The organism is Labilibaculum antarcticum, assembly GCF_002356295.1.
Lineage (GTDB): Bacteria > Bacteroidota > Bacteroidia > Bacteroidales > Marinifilaceae > Labilibaculum > Labilibaculum antarcticum.
Window position 1 is genome coordinate 1433950 of sequence record NZ_AP018042.1, and the last position, 22627, is coordinate 1456576.

Genomic DNA, 22627 nt, shown 5'->3' on the forward strand with positions numbered 1-22627 from the left:
ATATTATCCGTTTTTTCTTAGCTCATTTCTTTAATCATCAGATCAATTCCTTTACGAACCAAATCCTGTACATTAATTTTCGATGTACAAACAAATTCGCATAAGGCAAGATCTTCCGGAGCAACTTCATATATCCCTAACTGCTCCATTTGATCAACATCCTCAATCATAATGGATTTAATCAATTGTTGTGGAAGCACATCCATTGGCAATACCTTGTCGTACTCACCAGTCATAACGAAAGCACGATGCTCCCCATGAAGATTGGCATCTAAACGGAATTCTTTATTTGGAGTTAACCAAGAGAAGAATGTTTTCGACATTGAGAATTTCTGTAAGCCAGGCAATGCCCAACCTAAAAATTCGAATTTATCTCCTTCTGGAATAACTGTAATTTGGGAATCGTAGAAACTAATAAATCCATCTTCAGAGATTTGTTCTCCTGTTAAAACGTTACCTGAGATAACACGAATCTTCTCATCATCTTTCAACTTACCCTTTAATAAGGTTCGCACAGATGCTCCTTGAATTGTTTCAAAGTAACATGGATTTTTCACTTCAGATCCGCAAAGTGCAATTTTACGACTTACATCATAAATGCCTTTTGTGAATAATCTTCCGATAAAAACAACTTCCTGCGGACGAATTACCCAAGCAACTTCATCTTTATTCATTGGGCTAATGTGGTGAATTTGAATACCAACATTTCCTGCGGGGTGAGCACCTGAAAATTGGCGAACCTCTACATTTTTAGCTTCAGAAGAAATTTTGTTTTGATTGAAATTTGGGTTGGTATTTAAATATACCTTTCCATCAGTCAGTTTTGCTAATGCATCTAAACCTGCCTGAAATGCTTCCGACTCTCCTTCTAGAAGGAAATCAATATCTGCAGCCAATGGTGCAGTATCGAAAGCTGAAATAAAAATTGCTTTTGGAGTATCTTTAGGTTTTGCAATCACATCATAAGGGCGTTGACGAACAAATGACCAAAGGCCACTTTTCAACAACTCTTCCTTAATCTCTTCTCTCGAAAGTCCGTTAGGATCAGCCTTTTTAAACTCCTGGTATTGAATCTTAGCATCTGCTTGAATCACTACTTCCAGAATCTTTCTTCGTTCTCCACGATTTACGGCAATAACCTTACCACTAACCGGAGAAGAAAAATTAATTTCAGGGCAATACTTATCGAAAAACAGGGAATCTCCTGCTTTTACTTCAGCATCTACCTTAACTTTTAATTTAGGTGTTAATCCGGGGAAGTTGGTTGGCTTAATTGCGTATGTCTCAGAACGATCAGCTTTCTCAAGTACTTTCTCAGCCTTTCCTGCCAGCTTAATATCTAAGCCTTTTTTGATCTTTTTAACTTCAGACATGTTAAACTATTTGAATTTATTAATTTGCATCAAAAATAACTAATTTAATCTCTAATTCACAATCTTTGTTCCGATACACTACATGTTTCATAACGCTATAGTTATCGATTTAAGAGGCTGTAAAAAATTCGAACACAAATATATAAAGCATTTTTGTATTTTTGAAATGCTTTGGTCTATTTTTAACCAGTACATATACATATTCACATGCCTAAAAATTTCGTTATTTCCATAAGTATTGTATTCATTATCATTCCAGAGATATTGTTTGCTTACAATTCCGATTCTAAAACTGTTTATTTCAATGAAATAAAGAAAAAAAGCATCCACACTGTTCAAATGCATCCGGCGGATTGGGAACTAACCGAACCCATTATAGAACTTAATGGAGATAATCAACTCCTTTTTTCTTTTGACGACATTACGGAAAATATTCAGGATTACTCCTACAAAATCATCCATTGCACAGCAAATTGGCAAAATTCCTACCTTAGTGAGTTCGATTTTATTGATGGTTTTACCGAAAACCAGATTCAAGACTACGAACATTCCTTTACTACCAATGTAGGTTATGTTCATTATTCATTAAAAATCCCCAATAATGAGATACAACTGAAATTATCGGGCAATTATATCCTTGAAATATTTGAAGATTTTGATCCTGATAAAGTTGTTATTCGCCAACGATTCATGCTTTTAGATTCGAAAGTAGAAGTTATAGGAGAGGTGAAACATCCAATTGCAATTGATTTAAGAGAAACACATCAGGAGGTCGATTTTAGCATTCTTCATCCTAACTTTACTATTGACAATCCTCATTCGGATTTACAAGTTGTGCTGACCCAAAATAACAGATTGGATGGAAGCGAAAAAAATCTGAAGCCTATTTTTATCCGTAAAGATGAACTGGTTTTTGATTACGAAACGGAAAATGTTTTCCCCGGAGGAAATGAATTTCGAAATTTCGATTTAAAAAGCTTAAGGTACCAAACCCGATATATCAAAGAAATTTATAAAGAGAAGGAGCAAACACATATTCTGCTTACTGCTGGAAACAACCGCCATTTTAAGCAATACATCTACGAACAGGATTTAAATGGCCGGTTTTTAATTGATGTTCAGGAAAGAGACGAACCTTCAACCGAAGCGGATTATTGTTACATTACTTTTTGGCTTCCGTTCGATAATGAGATAAAACACGGCAACCTTTATGTGTACGGTGATTTCTGTAACTGGACTTGTTCGGATAAAAATAAAATGGAATACGATTTTGATACCGGCAGCTATCGCAAGACTATATTTTTGAAGCAGGGATACTACAATTACCAATTCGCCTTACTTGAAAATGGGAAGAAAACTCCAGATCTAACTTATATTGAAGGCTCTCATTGGGAAACAGAAAACGACTATGTGATTTACGTTTATTACCATGATATTGCCTTGAACTACGACATGCTTATTGGTTACAAAACCCTTAACTCTACAGCGAAATTTTAGATACCGACAAGCAAGATCACGTATGATAATCAGGATTTATAAAGGTCCAAAATCTCTTGAGTTGATCTGTTTTTTCATATTGATTTTTCCCTTTAAGCTTCCCATTTTCATCTGCCTAAATCGTAAGAATCATAAATATCTGCGTCTGCATCCAACATGTTATAGAATCACATTCAAGTCAAAAAAAAAGAATACTTTTGACTCCGAATTAGGGAGAATCACTATCTTGGTTCTCTTTAAATAAACAAAAAATATAAATATGAACCCTGTTACAAACAAAGGTCGATACAAATCGGACTCGCAGGTATTCAGACGATGGAGCCGAAAAGGCTATGCTGCTTTTGCCAGCATGAACAAGGAAATTAAAATTTCCTGTATCAATACCAGTTATAATTTGCTGGTTCCATCTACCGAATGCGGCTTTTCCGGATTTTGCTATGTACCCTTAAACAGCAGGGATAAGAATGAGACTGATGAATTGGAAGCCTTGCGCTTCGAACTCATGCAAGTGATGGTGTTGCAAAATCAGAGCACTACCAAAACCAGTCAGATTGAACCTCATCGTGAAGTAATAAAGGTTCTTTCTACTAATTCTTATTCCCGCAATTTTAGAAACTAAAAAAAAGAACCTAAGTTATGAGTGATATCAGAAACAACTGGACACACGAAGAAGTTAAAGCAATTTACGACCTTCCATTACTGGATTTGGTGAACAAAGCAGCCAACCTCCACCGCAAACACCACGATTCTACAAAAATGAATATGAACACCCTGATTTCGGCTCGCACCGGAGCGTGTTCTCAGGATTGTAAATATTGTGCTCAATCGGCTCGTTACGACACCCATGTAAAACCAAAGAAACTAAGTTTAGAGGACGTTTTAGCAGAAGCCAAAATAGCCAAAGAAAACGGTGTGAAACGTGTATGCTTAAGTTCTTCGGGAAGAGATGGCAACCGTGATGATCGTTTCGACGAAATGGCTGAAATGATTACGGAAGTAAAAAAGCTTGGACTCGAAGTTTGTTGTACCATGGGAATGATCAACAAAGAAAAAGCAAAGAAATTGGCTGGTTTGGGAATTACTGCAGTTAATCACAATCTGGACACTTCGGAGCGCTACTATCCAAGCATTACAACGACTAGAACTTATGCGGAACGTTTAGAAACATTAGCTAACCTTCAGGAAGCTGGAATTTCTTACTGCTCGGGCGGTATTTTAGGAATGGGCGAAACCAACGAAGATCGAATCGAAATGCTTCGTACGCTATCCAATCAGGAAAAACACCCTTACAATGTTCCGTTGAATTCATTAGTACCTGTTGAGGGAACTCCATTTTTTGGTAAAGAAACCATTGGTATTTTTGATATGGTGCGTGCCGTTGCAACTGCCCGTATTCTAATGCCAAAAGCAGTTATTGCTTTTGCTGCCGGACGTACGCATTACAGTCAGGAAGGACAAGCACTTTGTTTCCTTGCCGGAGCAAACTCTATCTTTTTTGGAGATAAATTGCTTACCGTAAAAAACATGACTGTGAACGAAGATCAGCACTTACTTAATACGCTTGGAATTGTTCCAACCCGTTATCAGGAGTTGACTACTTTGGAGGAATAGAAATATACCAACATATTATATTTAGAAGGGATATGCTTACAGCATGTCCCTATTTTTTTATTTGCTTTTTCTGACTTTCCGTCACTTTGGAGCAGTTCCCCCAGCTTTTAATCAATTTATTTTGCTTTTTAGCGACTTTCTGTCATATTCCAGCAGTTTCCCCAGCTTTCCATCAATTTATTTCACTCCTGAGCAATTTCCCTGCGTTTTTCACTACTTTTCTCTCCTCTTGATTAATTTTCCCGAACTCGTGTACCATCTTCCTTCGCTTCTTGATATTTTTCTGTACTCCGGACTAAAAAATCTATATTCTATACTGGCTGGCATTTATTTTACATCCTTTTTAAAAAATCTTCCTGATAAATATGAGAAACGAATCCTTATTTTATTAGGACGCTATTGGTAAAAACCAATAATTAAAACAGACAATTCCTTTTCCCAACCTTTTTTACGTAATTTCAGTCCTTAATTAACCAAGCCCATTAGATCAAACATGAAGCCACAAACTAAATCCCTCTCTCTTGGGGAATCTCTTATTCCTATTGTTCTATTAATTGCACTCCTTAGTATTAATGCCATTGTTTTTGGCGATGAAGCCATTGAAGGCGCCAACCAGTTTTCACTTTTAATTGCAGCTGCAATTGGTGGATTAATTGCTCTCCGCCACGGAAAAAAATGGGATGAGCTACAAAAGGGCATTGTAGAAAGTATTGGCACTGCAATGCCATCGATGCTGATATTGCTGTTAATTGGTTCTTTAGCGGGAACATGGATGATCAGCGGTGTGGTGCCTGCAATGATTTACTATGGATTAGAATTCTTAAATCCGAAGTTGTTTTTAATGCTCTCGGTGGTGATATGTGCAATTGTCTCGGTCGTTTCAGGGAGCTCATGGTCTACCATTGCAACCATCGGAGTTGCTTTATTGGGTGTTGGCAACGCAATGGAATACAATAATGCAATTGTGGCAGGTGCAATTATATCCGGCGCTTATTTTGGCGATAAAATTTCTCCTTTATCCGATACAACCAACCTGGCTTCCGCAATGGCAGAGGTCGACTTATTTGTACACATTCGTTATATGATGTACACAACGATACCTTCCATCATTATTACTCTGCTTATTTTTCTGGCAATTGGTTTTAATAAGCAAGGAGAAATTAATCCGGAGAGCATTCATGAAGTTCAGCTTGCAATCAAAGAAACCTTTACCATTACACCTTGGCTGTTTTTAGTCCCAATATTACTTTTTGTGATTATTAGCAAAAAAGTTCCTGCCCTGCCTGCCATTTTTGCGGGTACCTTAATCGGAGGAGTATTTGCCATTATTTTTCAGCCACAAATCATTCAACAAATTTCAGGAAGTGATTCCTACATACAAGCTTGCTATCATACGGTAATGCAATCCATCTTTACGGATATTAGTATTCCTGTTCGAAATGAAAATATACAAGATTTATTATCGACCGGAGGAATGGCCGGAATGCTAAATACGATTTGGCTGATTTTAACGGCAATGGTTTTTAGCGGTATCCTGGAAACAGCAGGTATTCTGCACAAAATTACAGGAACCATGATGAAAGCGGTTAGCTCGACCGGATCATTGGTAACAACGACAGTTTTCAGTTGTGGATTTTTGAACCTAACTGCTTCCGATCAATACATTTCTATTGTAGTTACCGGAAGAATGTTTTCGGAATCGTACAAAGATCGGAATTTAAAACCTGAAGTGTTAAGCCGAACTCTTGAAGATGGAGGAACTGTTACATCGGTACTGGTTCCGTGGAATACTTGTGGAGCTGCTCAGGCTGGAGCTTTAGGTGTGGCAACTATGGCCTTCGCCCCTTTTTGTTTTTTCAACATCATCAGCCCTATTATGACCATAGCAATGGCTTATCTGAATATTAAAATCAGGAGAACATCCGATACAGTCGTTAAATCATCATAAGTATAAAAATAAGCGATTCGTTCAATACTTGTGAAATTCTTAACCTGCGGGATTTTTACGCTTTTTTGAAAGTATGATAATACTCATAAATGATGTATTATTATTTTTTCTACATTTGCTCAGAGTGAAAGAATATTATAAAATAACCCTTTAAACCACAACGATATGTCAAAAGGTGTATACAACGTTCCAGCCGTAACTAACGAGCCAATTTTATCTTATGCTCCAGGTTCTCCTGAAAGAGCAGAATTGCAAGCAACAATTAAAAAAATGCGTTCTGAAGAAATCGATGTGCCGATGTATATTGGTGGCAAAGAGGTTCGTACAGGCAATTTATTTGCAATGACTCCTCCTCACGATCATAAGCATGTATTGGGTCATTATCACCAAGGTGAGAAAAAACATATACAAATGGCTATTGATGCTGCTTTAGCTGCGAAACCAGCTTGGGAAGCAATGGCTTGGGAGCACCGTGCTTCAATTTTCTTGAAGGCTGCAGAATTAATTTCCGGTCCTTACCGTCAGAAATTAAATGCTGCGACCATGTTGGGACAGTCGAAAAATGCATTTCAAGCTGAGATCGATTCTGCTTGTGAAATTGCTGATTTCTTGCGTTTCAACGTTCAATATATGACTGATATTTACAAACAACAGCCTGTATCCTCAAAAGGAATTTGGAATCGAGTTGAACATCGTCCGTTGGAAGGATTTGTGTTTGCACTAACTCCTTTCAACTTTACTGCAATTGCTGGTAACCTGCCTACAGCTCCTGCTATGATGGGTAACTGTATTGTTTGGAAACCATCAAAAACTGCGGTTTATTCAGCTCAGGTTTTAATGGAAATTTTCATGAAAGCAGGTGTTCCTGCCGGAGTTATCAATTTGGTTTACGTATCGGGTCCTGCTGCTTCAGAAGTACTATTCAGTTCTCCTGATTTCGCAGGTATTCACTTTACAGGATCAACAGCCGTTTTCCAAAACATTTGGAAAAATATTGGCGACAACATTCATAAATTCAAATCGTATCCACGCATTGTAGGTGAAACAGGAGGTAAGGATTATATCTTTATGCATCCTACTGCTCCTACTAAAGATGTAGCTACAGCAATTACCCGTGGTTCTTTTGAATATCAAGGACAAAAATGTTCTGCTGCTTCTCGTGCTTTCATTCCAGCAAGCAAATACGACGAGGTGATGGCATATGTTAAGGAAGATTTAAGCAAGATTAAGATGGGTGGAACTGAAGATTTCACAAATTTCGTGAATGCCGTAATCGACGAGGCTTCTTTCGATAAGTTAGCTTCAGCTATCGATGCGGCTAAGGCTTCACCAGATGCTGAAATTGTAGCAGGTGGAACATACGACAAGTCTGTTGGTTACTTTATTGCTCCAACTATTATCAGAGCTCTTAAGTCTGATTACATTAGTATCAGAGAAGAACTATTCGGTCCTGTTATGACCATTTTTGTATATGATGACAATAAAGTAGATGAGACACTTGATATTTTGGATAAAGGTTCAATGTATGCTTTAACAGGTGCTATATTTGCTGATGATCGTTATGCTATTGAAAAATTAGTGAAGCGTTTAACTCACACAGCAGGTAACTTCTATATTAACGATAAGCCTACTGGTGCTGTTGTTGGACAGCAGCCATTTGGTGGTGGTAGAGGTTCTGGAACTAACGATAAAGCAGGTTCTATGATTAACCTATTGCGTTGGGTTTCTCCTCGCACAATCAAAGAAACATTTATACCAGCTACAGATTATATGTATCCTAACTTTTTAGAGGATTAATCCCAGTAAGAGATCAGATTTAAGCAGTGAGACTTGAGAAAATTAATTCCAATTCGAACCAAGATTTCTGATAATAAAACAAAAAAAAGAAGATATACTGGTTCTGCCAGTCTTCAATTATTACATGCATATTTTGAATACAACGACCGGAGTTCTCTTCGGTCGTTTTTTATGTCCTCTATTATTGAGTCTTTGGTCATTTGTCTTTTCGAGCGTTCGATTTTCAGATTTTGATATATTCTTTGTAATTTAGCACTTTAATAGTAACAAAATGGATCAGAAAAACGTTCAAAATACACTTCTAAAAATCATACGTAACAAATACGTAATCACCTTCGTGGGCTTTTATTTTTGGCTGTTCTTTTTTGACCAACGCTCCGTTTGGGAACGAATGGAACATGAAAATAAAATTGAATCTCTGGAAAAAGAAAAGGCTTACTTCATTGAAAAGATTGAAACTGACAAGAATCGGATTGACGAGCTGAAAACCAATCGGGAAAATCTCGAAAAATTCGCTCGTGAACAATACCTGATGAAGAAGGATAACGAAGATATATTTATAATGATTAAAGAATAATAAGAAGGGCCGTTGTATGCAATGGCTCTCCTATTTTTTTTCGTATTCCCGATAAATCTCTAACAACTCTTTCGCAGAATAAATCCCTTTTGTTTCGATGCCCAAATCGACTAACAGTTGTTTGGCGCAAACCACAATGCTCTCCTCATCAATAAATTCTTCGTGAACATTGTTCATATATTTCAATACTTTAAAGGCATTAAAAGCTCCAAAAAATTTCTTTCGGAATGACTCGATACTGGAACAGTTCCGATTGATTTCATCCAAAACTTCAAAGAAATTATCCTCTTTTAAATAAGAACGCACGGGTCCAGGAAGACCAACAATCAATTTATTTAAATAAGTATCGTAATCGACACCAAAAAAGTCATCGACACGATCGAAGAATTTTTTCAGATCCTTAAAGGCAGAGTAATTGTAAGTTTTGTAATCGATAATTCCTTCATCCATGAAAGTGGAAATGGCTTTGCCTGTTCCAAAAGGAACCCGATCCGATTCTCGGGGAGATGGAATTACCCGAGTGGTGTTAAGTTCATAAAACTTCCCTAAGGCAATTATTTTCTGAAGAAAATAGAAATCCTCACCTGCCTGGCGGCGATTCATACCACCTTGCTTGATGTAGGCATTTGCCGAAACAGCAAAACTGGACCCTACCGTATGATATGCATGTGGATGCCCGGCAAAACGCATGGCCAACATATAGTATCGTAAATACAGCTCGTACTGCGCAATGGCATTATAAATTGGCTGCTCGAATTCTGTTCCCTCCAATGGATGCTCATAAAAAATATTGGCACCATTGGCTTTCGGATATTTGTTGAACAATTTTTCAATTTCAATAAAATAACTGGTATCACAACCCGAATCGGCATCGAAACCAGTTATGATCCCATTTGGCTTATCAATTTTATTGAAACGACTTACCGCCTCATCCATGGCAATTTTTCGCGCCAAACCAACACCTGCAAATTTCTTTGGCAAATTGGGCTGATGAATCAAATAAAACTTCAACTTCTCATCCTGATGTGAATCCATCCACACAGTAACATCTGCTATGGTCTTCTCATTTTGGGCTAAAACGTCTTGGCTTGCCAACTCTCCTGAATTCACAATTACAATTACCTCTGCAAGGCAATTCGCACGTTCGCAATTCCACAAAGCTTCCAAACTTGGAATTAAGTCAGGCTCGTTAAAACAGGGAATAGTTACAATGATATTCAATTGATCGGAAACTGTATCAGTAATATAGTCAGGATATAGACGTTGTTTCTTCAGGTATTTATCAGCGAAAGCCATTTTATTAATTTAGATGTGAGATAAGAGATTTGAGAAATGAGAGATTGCTATACATTTTCATCCTTAACTTTAAGAGAAAAAGTAGATTGGAGCTTATTCATCGCTTCCGTAATCGAACTTCTCACATCCGATATCTCAAATCTGTTGTAAACGCAAAGATATAAAAAAGGGCAGATAGCTTGCATAGCTAATCTGCCCTTCAAATATGATATTTTATTATTTATTCAGGTTTTGCAGTATATCTGCTATTCAAACCAACAATAACGTCTTGGGTAATATCCAGTCCATCCTGAGAAAGAAGAACATTTCCACCTTTGGTTGTGCTTAAAATTAAACTATAATTATGAGCCGCATTGTATTCTTTTAAATAGTTAGTAACACTATCGAACAATCTTTTGCTATTTGCTTGTTGTTCGCCCATTAATTTGTTTGACAACTCACGATCCAACTGTTGTAAATTCTGTTGCTTGGCCATTAATTTACGTTGAGCTTCTTCTGCTCTCTCACGACTTAAGAAACCTCCATTTTGAGCTTTATATTGAAATTCACCTGCTTCTTTCTCTAACTTCTGAGCTTTAAAGTTAAAATCAGTTCTTGAATCTTCTTGCTTCTTCAAAAATTTCTCATTCAAATCACGAGAAAAATTATAGCTGGTTAATAACGAATCTGTATTAATATATACAACAGCACCTTCACCTGCTACCGATTTTAAATTTTTCGAATCTGCTGATGAATTAGAAAAATGAAGTACGTACAGAATTCCAACTGCTACAATTAGTACTGCATTTAAAACAATAGATAAATTTTTCATAGGTATTTATAAAATTAATTTTTCAAGATTATTTCCCGATCTGTTGAAAATGTTGAGTCAGAATAAAACTTCATCCCTTTTCGAACATCATACTCATTACGGGTTGGATTTATTTTTTTTGATTTTGCCTAACAAATATAAGCTTAAAAAGGAAACTAAAAAAATACTGCGTCATCATATTTATTATTCAGGATTCCTTTATCCACTTAAAGTGTAGGAAAAATTAATTACTGATAAACGTCATTCTTTTATTTTGGAATACTATATACATTGAACTCATAAAGAAACCCAAATAACAATTTAAAACCTAACCCTATGTTTAATAAATTAATAGCGGCTACCCTGCCATATATGCCCAAAAAGCTAGTTTGGATCTTCTCGAAAAGATACATTGCCGGTGAAACCATTGATGACGCAATTGCGGCTTCAAAAGAACTCAACAGCCAAGGTATTAAAGTTACCGTTGATCTTTTGGGTGAATTTATTAAAGATTTAAGTCAGGCTACTGAAAACAAAGAGGCTTATATTGAAATCATTGAAGCGTTTCAGGAAAATAAAATTGATGGAAACTATTCGATTAAGCCTACCTTTTTTGGTTTATTAATTGATGAAGACGTTTGTTATCAAAATATCCGCACTGTTGTAGCGAAAGCCGCAGAGTACAACAACTTTATTCGTGTTGATATGGAAGATTCTCCATGTGTAGACAAAGAAATTAAACTTTTTAGAAAATTAAAAGCAGAATTCCCTCATAATGTAGGCTTAGTTGTTCAAGCTTATTTAAAAAGAACATTAAATGATTTGGACAATATGATGGACATGCAAAACGGTATCTCCAAATTAAACTATCGCCTTTGTAAAGGTATTTATGTTGAACCAGATGAGCTTGCTTACAAAAAGTACGATAAGATTAATGAAAACTTCATAAAAGGATTGGAATTCATGTTAAAAAATAACGTGTACCCGGGAATTGCAACTCACGATAGGAATATAGTTGAACCTGCATTCGAATTAATCGAAAAATACAATGTCCCTAAGGATAAGTATGAATTTCAAATGCTTTATGGAGTAACTCCTGAACTTAGAAAAATGATAATTGACAAAGGACATACCATGAGGGTTTACGTTCCTTTTGGAAAAGACTGGTTTGGATATTCAACCAGAAGGTTGAAGGAAAATCCTAAAATGGCTATGCTGATTATAAAGGCTTTATTTAGAAGAGGGTGAAAATTCTCTGAGTTTTGGCAACAAAAAAGCGGTGAAATATCACCGCTTTTTTTATTCTTTTTTCTTTGTACTATACTTATACATTTGCTTTAAAGTAGTAATCTCCTTATCGGTCACCAAATTATCAGGAATTTTCAAATCTCGCTTCCTCTTCATCCTGCTAATCTCAGGTAAAGTTCGAGACATGCTGACTCCTACCATCATATCAGGGGGCACCATTACATGATGCTCATTCATCACCACATGATTCTTAATCAACAAATCGGTATTTGCCTTAGCATCCATTTTTTCAGGAGCCTTGGTAAGAGCTTCGTAAGTGGCCGAATTGATATTGTTTTTAGCTCTAACATATTCCGGAGTATTCACTTTTGCATTGATAAAAGCTTCCCTAAAATCACCAAAACGAGGCAAAATAAGTACTTCCTGCAAAGCTATCGTATCCTTTGCCATAAATACCCCAAACAAATAAGCATTCTGTTTTAGGCTATCACTCACTATTATTTTTACATCATGATATCCGACATAAGTATAATGTATGGTGTCACCAGAGTTTACCCAAAATGAAAATCTTCCGAAAGAATTTGTGGTACCTGCTCTTTTTTCATTTACCCGAAAATGAGAATAAGGCAAAGGAGATAATTCCTTTTGATCCATTACTGCACCAGTAAAAAAGATGGAATCATTTCTAATTTTTTGTGCACTTACATCTTCTATTATAAGAAGAAACAGAAGTACAACCAAACAACTAAATACGTTTTTTTTCATATCTCAAAATTTTTCTCTCTATAAGTCTCCTATAATCAAATCATCCAAATTCCGCTTTGGAACATGATGAATCTGATTTTCATCCCGCCAATATTTTATATCACCATTCTTCATTTCATCAATCACAACCTCTTCCTTTGGTTTTCCTAACGCCACAACTTGTATTATTTTATAATTCAACGGAATTTGCAACACTTCCCTTACTTGTTTTTCCTTAAAAGCGCGAATAATACATCCGCCATATCCACTTTCCACAGCTCCAAGCAAAAGGTTCTGAACAGCAATTCCATCATCACTAAAATAGTTCTTCCCTAAGTCTTCATCATTAAGCATGATGACATAAGCTGTTGGTCTTTCACCTTCTACAGGTCCATCCCAATCTGATAAATAACCGGCCCATGCCAAAGTCTCAAATACTTCTTCTCGTTTCTTCTCACTTAAAACGATTTGATATTTAATAGTTTGACCATTACGCCCTGATGCACCCATTCGTGCCAAATCAATCCATTGTCGAATATTTTCAAGAGAAATTTGCTCTTCTCCGTAGAATCTTCGGTAACTTCTGTTTTTTAAAACAAGTTCTTTTAACATTTGATAATAATAAGAATTTAGTAGATGAATTTATCCAAATCAAAAGCTAGAATATTCATTAAATTAAGGGAATTTTCCTTATCTGTCAAGAAATTTGACAATCCTTTTACGATTTAATCTAAAGTTGAAATTACACAATTATTGAAACAAAACTAATATGCTGAGCAAGTATCTAATAATGAACAGGAATCAGATTTCCTGAACTAAAATCAAGGAATAATTATCTAATTGATGCTGACCGACACTCTACATGCAGAAATAAATTAACCCGATAAAAAAAGCAGTAATCTCAATTAGTAAGATCACAGCTTTTCAACTATTTTATTACACTATAATTCATTGTATCTTTTTAAAAATCAATTGCAGATTATGCAATAAGAATATCACTCTGTTAAAAAATTTGTGCGCTCTGTAGATTTTCCATAAATTTATTAATAGACCTATTTTATTTTGTATGTTATTTTTTATAATCCGAAGATCTATGCAAAAACAAAACTCTTCTTTTTCATAAAGTTTGCCCCATATAACTCCACCACCTGGGAGCTAAGGTTTATATTTCCCTTTGCTAATACTAAGCTTAAAACCACTTAACCTATGAAAACCGCCATCATGCAACCCTATTTCTTACCCTATATTGGGTATTTTCAGCTTATAAACTTGGTTGATATTTTTGTGATTTATGACAACATACAATACACAAAAAAAGGATGGATCAATCGAAACAGGTATATGTTAAATGGCAAGGATTCATATTTTACTATTCCAATCAATAGAAGCTCAAATTATTTATCCATCAAGGAAAAATCTATTTCTAATAATTTTGACAAGAAAAAACTTCTAAGTCAAATTACCAACGCTTATAGAAAAGCGCCTCATTTTAAACATACTTTCCCTCTACTGGAAGAAATAGTAGGCTTCGAGAGCAATAATCTTTTCAATTATATTCTCAATTCAGTCAATCTAACCTGTAATCACTTAGATATAAAAACTAAAATCATAAAATCTGCAGACATCAATATTAATCATGATTTAAAAAAAAGTGATAAAGTGATCGCTATTTGTAAGCAGTTAAATTCATCTATCTATATCAATCCCATAGGAGGCATCAATTTGTATTCTACAATGGAATTTAATAAAAATAATATTGAAATATTTTTTTTAAAATCCAATCCCTTTACTTACGAACAATTTAAGAACGAATTTGTACCATGGCTATCGATACTGGACGTTATGATGTTTAATTCTAAAGCTGATGTAATTGATGTTATAAAAAATAGATTTTCTCTTGTTACAGAGAAAAGCCATAAAATTTATTCATGATGTTTAAATGGAAAAAACTAGGAAGGGTTTTTAATCCTCAGGATGTAGAGAACGTAAGTTGGTTGAATGAATTTGCTCAAGCTCCTTCTGTTCTTATTTTTGATAAATTTATACGTGTCTATTTTTCCTGCAGACCAAAACCTGATGAAAATGGACAATATGTAAGCTATACAGGCTATGTTGATTTGAATCGGTTCAATTTATTTGAGGTTCTGAATATCGCAAAAGAACCCATTTTATCTTTAGGTGAAAAAGGAACTTTTGATGAATTTGGCATATATCCAACTTCTGTCATCAGAAATGAAAACCAGGTTCTCGCCTATTATGCTGGCTGGACAAGATGCGAATCGGTTCCATTTAATGTAGCGATAGGTATGGCAGTGAGCAATAACAATGGAGAAACTTTTACAAAAATGGGAAGTGGTCCTATTCTTTCCTACAGCATAAATGAGCCATTTATTCTAAGTGGTCCAAAAATCAGACGCTTTAACAACCAATGGTACTTGTGGTATATAGCAGGTAGCAAATGGATCAAAAACAATGGGAAACCCGAACCAGTTTATAAAATCAGAATGGCAAGTTCTTCCGACGGTATCCACTGGATAAAACAAGATCAGGATTTAATAAAAAACAAGCTTGAAGAAAATGAAGCACAGGCCAGTCCCGATGTGTTTTTCTACAAAAACAAATACCATATGTTTTTTTGCTATAGATACAGTTTAAATTTTAGAGGCAAAGAAGGTGGATACAGAATAGGATATGCTTCTTCGGATGATTTAATCACATGGGTTCGGGATGATCGTAAAGTGGGAATCGACATCTCAGATGAAGGTTGGGATTCAGAAATGATTGCTTACCCTCATGTTTTTGAATTGGATGATAAAATCTATATGTTTTATCTTGGAAATCAGGTTGGAAGATATGGATTTGGTCTGGCAGAACTTGAGCAATATAAATCGGAATAATTGAATCGTATTATGAAATGGAAAAAACTAGGAAAAATTTTTGATCCAACAGAACATGAGCTCCCCAATGCTTGCCTTGAGTTTGCCCAATCTCCTCAAGCCATTGTTTTTGATGACTTTGTTCGGATATACTTTTCAACAAGGCAAATAGATAAAAACGGAAAATTTTTAAGCCATATTGCTTTTGCCGATTTTGATAAAAGCTTGAAAAAAATCATCCAGATCTCATCAAAACCTGTTATCAGCTTAGGCAAACTAGGATGTTACGACGAGCATGGGATATTTCCTTTAAATGTAGTGAGAGACGAGGATAAAATCCTAGGCTATATTGGAGGATGGACCAGAAGAGTATCAGTATCAGTTGAAACCTCCATAGGCTTATCTGAAAGTTTTGATAACGGTCTAACTTTTAAAAGAATTGGAGATGGACCTGTTTTAACTTCATCTTTACACGAGCCTTACCTGGTTGGAGATCCTTTCGTTGCCATTTTCGACGACATTTATCATATGTGGTATATATACGGAACCAAATGGGTTCAGCCCGAAGGTACAGATGAACCTCAACGGGTTTATAAAATTGGATATGCCACATCTGATAATGGAATTTCATGGCAAAAGCACAACAAACAGCTAATCACCAACAAACTAAATACCAATGAATGTCAGGCACTGCCAAGTGTCATCAAATACAATAACAAATACCACATGGTATTTTGTTACCGGGAAGCAACTAATTTTAGGAATAACAGCCAAAGAGCTTATCGGATTGGATATGCTTTCTCTGAGGACATGAAAAACTGGATTCGCAAGGATGACCAAGTTGGTATTGATGTCTCTATGGATGGCTGGGACTCGGAAATGCAATGCTACCCGCACATGTTCCATTGCGATGGGAAAATATATCTTTTATATAATGGAAATAAATTTGGACGTTATGGCTTTGGACTTGCTGTTCTAGAAAACTTGTAACAAGATGAAGATAAGCTACAAAATAAAAAGTGCAAATGAGCAAGACATTCACAATCATTTAATTGAGTGTAAAGATCGTTTCATTCCTCCGCTCGACAAAACAGTCTGCCTTCAGGACTATTCGAGAAAAATATATAATCAAGCGATCACATTCGAAGCTTGGGTTGAGAACAGACTTATTGGATGTGTTGCTGCTTATTTTAATTATTCAGAAAATCATTCCGGATTCATAACCAATGTAAGTGTCACCAAGGATTATACTGGAAAAGGGGTTGCTTTAGAGTTAATGTCAGCTTGTATTAAATATTCTTTTGAAAACCAAATCAAGGAAATTAGTTTAGAGGTTTGTAAAAAGAGTACCGGCGCCATTCATTTGTATGAGAAATTAAACTTCCTAAAAATAGAGGACAAGAATGATTTTATTATTATGAAACACAACCTGAATTAATCTTAAAATATTTAGAAATATATAATACAGAATTTACAGGCAAAAAAAACCTGTCATCGCTAAGATTATTTAGGGATGACAGGTTAGAATTTTTTAAAAAAAAATTATTCCTCGAATCGTTTTTCAATCACATCCCAATTCACCAAATTCCAGAAGTTCTCAATGTATTTCGGACGTGCATTTTGTGTATCCAAATAATAGGCATGTTCCCAAACATCCATAGTTAATATTGGTGTCATGCCGTCAGTAAGTGGATTACCGGCATTATTTTTCTTCACAATTCTTAATTTGTTATGAGAATCGGCTACCAGCCATACCCAACCCGATCCAAATAATGTTGCACCAGCTTTCGAAAATTCTTCTTTAAATGCAGCTAATGATCCAAATGTTTCGGTTAATGCATCAGCTAATTTCCCTTTAGGTTCTCCTCCTCCATTTGGACTTAAAGCCATAAAATAAAAAGTGTGATTGTAAACCTGCGCCCCATTATTGAAAATTCCACCTTCGGAATGACGAACAATTTCGTCTAAGCTAGCTTTCTCAAAGGCAGTTCCTTTAATTAAATTATTCAAATTGGTAACGTAGGCCTGATGATGCTTTCCATAATGAAACTCTAATGTTCTTTGGCTAATTGATGGTTCAAGCTCATTTAAAGCATAAGGTAATTGCGGTAGTTCGTGTATCATATCTTTGTTTTTTTTGATTTACGATACAATTTCAACATAATTTTCCACATATTCAATAATTGACAAAACTAAAAGACCGGCTTTCAAAAGAAAGCCGGTCCCAAAATCAAAAAAACAATAAACAAAACTAATCCTGAAAGCGTTTAGCCACTTCCTCCCAATTTACTACATTCCAGAATTCTGAAATGTAATCTGGTCGTTTATTCTGAAATTTCAGATAATATGCGTGTTCCCAAACATCCAATCCTAAAATTGGTGTTCCTTTTACGTCTGCTAAATCCATTAGTGGATTATCTTGATTTGGAGTTGAACTCACAACAAGTTTGCCATTTGATTGTTTCACCAACCAAGCCCAACCTGAACCAAAACGAGTAGCAGCAGCTTTGGAAAATTCTTCTTTAAATGATTCAAACGATCCAAAATCTTTTTCAATTGCAGCTAATAATGAACCTGAAGGATTTCCTCCTCCATTTGGAGACATTACGTTCCAAAATAAATCGTGGTTGAAAAATCCACCTCCATTATTTCGCACAGCAACTGATTGCTTCGAAATGTTTGCTAATATATTTTCTATGCTTTGTCCTTCAATATCTGTTCCCGCAATAGCAACATTCAAGTTATTTGTATATCCTGCGTGATGTTTTGAATGATGGATTTCCATTGTTCTTGCATCAATATGTGGCTCGAGAGCATCGTAAGCATATTGTAATTTTGGTAATTCAAATGCCATATCTTGTATCTATTTTAATTGTAATTATTATCTATTTTCGTAACACTAAAACAAAGCTAATTTTTATCTGGACTAAATCCAATTAAATTAAAGACTTTTTTGTCTTTTATTTTCAACACTTCCAAAAGCCTGTTAGCTAAAAGATTTTTAGCTACTTTCGTGCCTTAAAATATTCTTAATATCAACCAGTGAACAAACGAATTCTCAAAATAGCGCTTCCAAATATTGTCAGTAATATTACCATTCCCCTTTTAGGTATTGTCGATCTGGCTTTGATGGGACATTTGGGAAAAGTTGATTTTATTGGTGCCATAGCCTTGGGAGGAACCATTTTTAATTTTCTTTATTGGGGATTTGCCTTTTTGCGCATGGGTACAACAGGAATAACTGCCCAAGCCTATGGAGCAAGAAATCTGAGCGAAACAATTCTGTCCTTGTCTAGAGCACTTTTAGTTGCACTACTTGGAAGTATTGTTATATTATTACTACAAAAACCAATTGCTGATTTAAGTTTCTATGTGTTTGACTGTGAAGCATCGGTGGAGAAAATAGCTAAATCGTACTATTACATTAGAGTTTGGGCGGCACCTGCAACAATTGGTTTGTATGCCTTAACGGGATGGTTTATTGGTATGCAAAACTCGAAGATCCCAATGATAATTGCCGTTGTGAGTAATATTATCAACATTGCGTTGTCCACCTACTTTGTTTATGGAATGAATTTAGATGCTCGTGGTGTTGCCTTAGGAACTGTAATTGCCCAGTATTGCGGATTATTTATGGCTCTGTTTTTCATCCTTCGATTTTACCGTCGATTGTTTCACTACTGGAGTAGAAAAGGGATGATGCAAATTAAAGAATTGAAGAACTTCATTGCAATTAATAAGGATATTTTCATTCGAACGCTCTGCATCATATTCGTGTTCACATTTTTCACAACAGAATCGGCTAACACAAACAAAACCATTCTGGCCGTAAATTCACTACTCCTGCAATTTTTATTCATCTTCTCTTACTTTATGGATGGCTTTGCATTTGCGGCCGAGGCTTTAGTGGGGAAATTTATTGGAGCTAAAAACCAAACTGGATTGAGAAGTGTAATTCGTCTGCTTTTTATTTGGGGAATTGGAATAAGCCTCGCCTTCACTATTTTTTATGCGACAAGCAGTAATTGGATTTTAGCAGCATTAACAAATAGTGAATCGACGATATTAGAAGCACAAGCCTATATAAAATGGATTGTATTATTGCCAATTCTAAGTTTCAGCTCTTTTTTACTGGATGGAATTTTTATCGGTGCAACCGCTTCGGTCTATATGAGGAAAACAATGATCGCAGCAACTTTATTTGTTTTTATACCCAGTTACTATTTTCTGAGTAACAGCTTTCAAAATCATGGATTATGGATGGCCATGCTTGGATTCATGCTGGCTCGCGGAGTATTTCAAACTATATATTACAAAAAGGCAATACTTTTAAAATTCAATTAATTCAGATTCAGAACCCCAGCTAGTGTGAGTTGCAAAGCTTCCGTTAATTTTAAAACTTCTTCTTCCTCAATATTATAGTTTTCACTCGCATTTTCAAGTCGATCGACCACATAAAAAAGCTGAATTAATTTCACGTTCTCTTCCAAACAAACATACAATACACTGGCACCATCCCGACTAATTACATCGGGCTGATTTTTTTGATACATGCTAGCAATCCCGAACAAATTGGAAGGAATGCAATTACAACTAATTCCACTTGCCTTAATATGTGGTGTTTGAAATTCAGGCAAGCGTAAATTGTTTTCAAGAATTTCATTTGCGAATGGGAATTCATTTTTATTCCGTATCCCCAAATCAAATACAGAGGAAAATGCGTCTTCAGTTTCAAAACCTAAATCGCCAAAATAATCATCAATTAAATTGATTACAATTCCCGATTCCTGTTGATCCTTTAATGAAAAACATCTTCCCAAATGAATAACAACATCATACTTTTTATTATTCAGCGATTTGGTCAAAGAATAGGATGTAACACTTCCACCAGTTCCAGAGATAAGAATATCCAGCTCCGTTTCCTGATAGCTAAAACGTGCATAGTTCTTCCCTAAATTTTCAACTAAAACCAGTTGACTAATAAAGTTTTGCATGGCTGAAAAAGCGCCTGCTATTATTAATATCTCCATTGATGCAATAACTTAGCCAGAACAAAACTTTCGAAAAGTTTGTTATATAGGTGAAATTTATACTTACTTTTGAAAGTCAATATTACGACTTGAATTAAAACACTAAATACAGATGGAATTTTCAACCAACGGAGACAGTCATAACGGTTTCACAAAAATAGAAAAATACAATCAAGATACTACAGAACAGCTAATGTTTCACTATAAAAAAGTTCTTGAATTGTTAGGCGAAGATGCCGAACGCGAAGGTCTTTTAAAAACCCCGTTACGAGTTGCTAAAGCAATGCAGTTCTTAACACAAGGATACCATAACAACCCAGAAGATATTTTAAAATCGGCTATATTTAAGGAAGATTACCGCCAAATGGTAATTGTGAAAGATATTGAGGTTTATTCTATGTGTGAGCATCATATGTTGCCTTTTGTGGGTAGAGCACATGTTGCATACATTCCAAACGGCACCATTACCGGATTGAGTAAAATTGCCCGGGTTGTTGATGCTTTTGCTCGAAGATTACAGGTACAAGAGCGTTTAACCACGCAGATTAAAGACTGCATTCAAAACACTCTAAATCCATTAGGGGTTGCTGTAGTTATTGAAGCTCAGCACATGTGTATGTCCATGCGTGGAGTTCAAAAACAAAATGCAATTACAACGACATCTGATTTTACCGGCGCCTTTGAAAAGGTTGCTACAAGAGAAGAGTTTATTCGTTTGATTTCTACTAAATCTAACTACTAATTAAGTTGAGTATTCCTAAGAATCAAAGATTTACCAATTTACATTGTTCTTATTAAAATTGCACATTGTAAATTGAATAGATATCTTTGTGCCTGGGATATTTTAAATCTTACCGTGATAATCAATTCATTACCTTAAATTTATTGATGAATTGGGAATTATTAATTGAAGAAGAATATGAAAGCATATGTATTTCCAGGGCAAGGAGCCCAATTTGTTGGTATGGGAAAAGACCTGTACGAAAATTCAGACCTTGCCAAAGATCTTTTTGAACAAGCCAACGATATTTTAGGTTTTAAAATTACCGACCTGATGTTTGAAGGAACTGATGAAGATTTACGTCAAACTAATGTTACTCAGCCTGCGATTTTTTTGCATTCTGTAATTTTAGCTGAAACTCTTGGTGTGAATTTCAAACCAGAAATGGTAGCTGGGCACTCATTAGGTGAATTTTCTGCTTTGGTTGCTAATGGAGCCTTATCTTTCGAAGATGGTCTTAAATTGGTTTCTCAGCGTGCTGTAGCAATGCAAAAAGCCTGCAAAATTGAACCATCAACCATGGCCGCAATAATCGGATTGGATGATGAAACTGTAATAAAAATATGTGGAGAAATTAACGAAATTGTAGTCCCTGCTAATTTCAACTGTCCTGGACAATTGGTTATTTCCGGTAGCATGAAAGGCATTGAGATTGCTTGCGAAAAACTACTTGAGGCTGGTGCTAAAAGAGCTATTCCTTTAAAAGTAGGTGGTGCATTTCATTCTCCTTTAATGGAGCCTGCGCGTGTAGAATTGGAGGAAGCTATTGAGAATACGACTTTCTCAACTCCAATCTGTCCGGTATATCAGAATGTAAATGCAATGCCTGTTTCAGATCCTGATGAAATCAAGAAAAATTTGGTTTCTCAATTGACTGCTCCGGTTCAATTTACTCAAACCATGGTTAATATGATTGCTGATGGTGCGACCTTATTCACAGAAGTAGGTCCGGGAAAAGTTATTCAAGGATTGGTAAAAAAAGTTGACCGTAAAATGGAAACTGCAGGTGTAGATTCATTTCAAGGATAAAAATACAATTCATAAAAAAAGCCGTTTCAA

General features: G+C 35.6%; 22 protein-coding genes. 14 read left to right on the forward strand and 8 right to left on the reverse strand.

All coding sequences use genetic code 11. The features are described from left to right. Positions 1 to 17: 17 nt before the first annotated feature. Positions 18 to 1373: a Na(+)-translocating NADH-quinone reductase subunit A gene (locus ALGA_RS05310; RefSeq protein ID WP_096428337.1), complete on the reverse strand. Its 1356-nt coding sequence runs from the start codon at positions 1371 to 1373 to the stop codon at positions 18 to 20. A 207-nt stretch (positions 1374 to 1580) separates the two neighbouring features. Here ALGA_RS05310 and ALGA_RS05315 point away from each other — a divergent pair, with 207 nt between their 5' ends. The 6 genes from ALGA_RS05315 to ALGA_RS05340 all read left to right on the forward strand — a co-directional run bounded on the left by ALGA_RS05315 (position 1581) and on the right by ALGA_RS05340 (position 8803). Continuing rightward, positions 1581 to 2870, forward strand: a complete 1290-nt coding sequence (locus tag ALGA_RS05315) for a type IX secretion system plug protein (protein ID WP_096428338.1) — start codon at positions 1581 to 1583, stop codon at positions 2868 to 2870. Positions 2871 to 3129: 259 nt separating this feature from the next. Beyond that, complete coding sequence (locus tag ALGA_RS05320; RefSeq protein WP_096428339.1) at positions 3130 to 3489, forward strand: hypothetical protein; 360 nt, start codon at positions 3130 to 3132, stop codon at positions 3487 to 3489. Positions 3490 to 3506: 17 nt separating this feature from the next. Then, positions 3507 to 4481, forward strand: a complete 975-nt coding sequence (gene bioB, locus ALGA_RS05325) for a biotin synthase BioB (protein WP_096428340.1) — start codon at positions 3507 to 3509, stop codon at positions 4479 to 4481. Positions 4482 to 4974: 493 nt separating this feature from the next. Next, positions 4975 to 6429 carry a Na+/H+ antiporter NhaC gene (gene nhaC / locus ALGA_RS05330; protein ID WP_096428341.1) on the forward strand — a complete coding sequence of 485 codons (1455 nt, stop codon included), beginning with the start codon at positions 4975 to 4977 and terminating at the stop codon, positions 6427 to 6429. A gap of 165 nt (positions 6430 to 6594) precedes the next feature. Continuing rightward, positions 6595 to 8226 carry an L-glutamate gamma-semialdehyde dehydrogenase gene (gene pruA, locus ALGA_RS05335; protein WP_096428342.1) on the forward strand — a complete coding sequence of 544 codons (1632 nt, stop codon included), beginning with the start codon at positions 6595 to 6597 and terminating at the stop codon, positions 8224 to 8226. A gap of 271 nt (positions 8227 to 8497) precedes the next feature. Then, entirely contained in the window at positions 8498 to 8803 is a 306-nt protein-coding gene (locus ALGA_RS05340; protein WP_096428343.1) for an FtsB family cell division protein, read from the forward strand. A 30-nt stretch (positions 8804 to 8833) separates the two neighbouring features. Here the strand turns inward: ALGA_RS05340 and ALGA_RS05345 are convergent, their stop codons facing one another. Beyond that, positions 8834 to 10099 carry a family 2 glycosyl transferase gene (locus ALGA_RS05345; protein ID WP_096428344.1) on the reverse strand — a complete coding sequence of 422 codons (1266 nt, stop codon included), beginning with the start codon at positions 10097 to 10099 and terminating at the stop codon, positions 8834 to 8836. Positions 10100 to 10319: 220 nt separating this feature from the next. Next, positions 10320 to 10910: an OmpH family outer membrane protein gene (locus tag ALGA_RS05350; RefSeq protein WP_096428345.1), complete on the reverse strand. Its 591-nt coding sequence runs from the start codon at positions 10908 to 10910 to the stop codon at positions 10320 to 10322. A 315-nt stretch (positions 10911 to 11225) separates the two neighbouring features. Here ALGA_RS05350 and ALGA_RS05355 point away from each other — a divergent pair, with 315 nt between their 5' ends. Next, complete coding sequence (locus ALGA_RS05355) at positions 11226 to 12137, forward strand: proline dehydrogenase family protein (RefSeq protein WP_096428346.1); 912 nt, start codon at positions 11226 to 11228, stop codon at positions 12135 to 12137. 51 nt (positions 12138 to 12188) lie between these two features. On the opposite strand, the gene ALGA_RS05360 is transcribed toward ALGA_RS05355, so the two are convergent. Together ALGA_RS05360 and ALGA_RS05365 are read right to left on the reverse strand one after the other, a co-directional pair. Next, positions 12189 to 12902, reverse strand: coding sequence for a peptidase associated/transthyretin-like domain-containing protein (locus ALGA_RS05360; protein ID WP_096428347.1), 714 nt, complete (start codon positions 12900 to 12902; stop codon positions 12189 to 12191). Between the two features lie 18 nt (positions 12903 to 12920). Further along, entirely contained in the window at positions 12921 to 13493 is a 573-nt protein-coding gene (locus ALGA_RS05365) for a nitroreductase family protein (protein ID WP_096428348.1), read from the reverse strand. 594 nt (positions 13494 to 14087) lie between these two features. Here ALGA_RS05365 and ALGA_RS05370 point away from each other — a divergent pair. Genes ALGA_RS05370 through ALGA_RS05385 form a run of 4 tightly spaced genes read left to right on the forward strand, consistent with a single transcriptional unit; the run spans position 14088 to position 17195 of the window. Then, complete coding sequence (locus ALGA_RS05370) at positions 14088 to 14813, forward strand: WbqC family protein (RefSeq protein WP_096428349.1); 726 nt, start codon at positions 14088 to 14090, stop codon at positions 14811 to 14813. Beyond that, complete coding sequence (locus tag ALGA_RS05375; RefSeq protein WP_197705715.1) at positions 14810 to 15778, forward strand: glycoside hydrolase family protein; 969 nt, start codon at positions 14810 to 14812, stop codon at positions 15776 to 15778. The genes ALGA_RS05370 and ALGA_RS05375 overlap by 4 nt, the downstream gene beginning before the upstream one ends. A 12-nt stretch (positions 15779 to 15790) precedes the next feature. Beyond that, complete coding sequence (locus ALGA_RS05380) at positions 15791 to 16747, forward strand: glycoside hydrolase family protein (RefSeq protein ID WP_096428351.1); 957 nt, start codon at positions 15791 to 15793, stop codon at positions 16745 to 16747. Positions 16748 to 16751: 4 nt separating this feature from the next. Then, positions 16752 to 17195, forward strand: coding sequence for a GNAT family N-acetyltransferase (locus tag ALGA_RS05385; RefSeq protein ID WP_096428352.1), 444 nt, complete (start codon positions 16752 to 16754; stop codon positions 17193 to 17195). A 104-nt stretch (positions 17196 to 17299) separates the two neighbouring features. Here the strand turns inward: ALGA_RS05385 and ALGA_RS05390 are convergent, their stop codons facing one another. Together ALGA_RS05390 and ALGA_RS05395 are read right to left on the reverse strand one after the other, a co-directional pair. Continuing rightward, positions 17300 to 17881: a superoxide dismutase gene (locus ALGA_RS05390; RefSeq protein WP_096428353.1), complete on the reverse strand. Its 582-nt coding sequence runs from the start codon at positions 17879 to 17881 to the stop codon at positions 17300 to 17302. A gap of 127 nt (positions 17882 to 18008) precedes the next feature. Further along, positions 18009 to 18611, reverse strand: a complete 603-nt coding sequence (locus ALGA_RS05395; RefSeq protein WP_096428354.1) for a superoxide dismutase — start codon at positions 18609 to 18611, stop codon at positions 18009 to 18011. Between the two features lie 188 nt (positions 18612 to 18799). Between ALGA_RS05395 and ALGA_RS05400 the strand changes: the two genes are divergently transcribed. Then, complete coding sequence (locus ALGA_RS05400; protein ID WP_096428355.1) at positions 18800 to 20101, forward strand: MATE family efflux transporter; 1302 nt, start codon at positions 18800 to 18802, stop codon at positions 20099 to 20101. Here ALGA_RS05400 and ALGA_RS05405 read toward each other — a convergent pair. Further along, positions 20098 to 20787, reverse strand: coding sequence for a hypothetical protein (locus ALGA_RS05405; RefSeq protein ID WP_096428356.1), 690 nt, complete (start codon positions 20785 to 20787; stop codon positions 20098 to 20100). The two genes, ALGA_RS05400 and ALGA_RS05405, sit on opposite strands and share 4 nt — an antisense overlap. A 112-nt stretch (positions 20788 to 20899) precedes the next feature. Here ALGA_RS05405 and folE point away from each other — a divergent pair, with 112 nt between their 5' ends. Then, on the forward strand, positions 20900 to 21529 hold the full coding sequence (folE, locus tag ALGA_RS05410; protein ID WP_096428357.1) for a GTP cyclohydrolase I FolE: 630 nt from the start codon (positions 20900 to 20902) through the stop codon (positions 21527 to 21529). A gap of 177 nt (positions 21530 to 21706) precedes the next feature. Beyond that, a complete protein-coding gene (fabD, locus tag ALGA_RS05415; protein WP_096428358.1) occupies positions 21707 to 22597 on the forward strand; it encodes an ACP S-malonyltransferase in 891 nt (296 codons plus the stop codon). Positions 22598 to 22627: the final 30 nt, after the last annotated feature.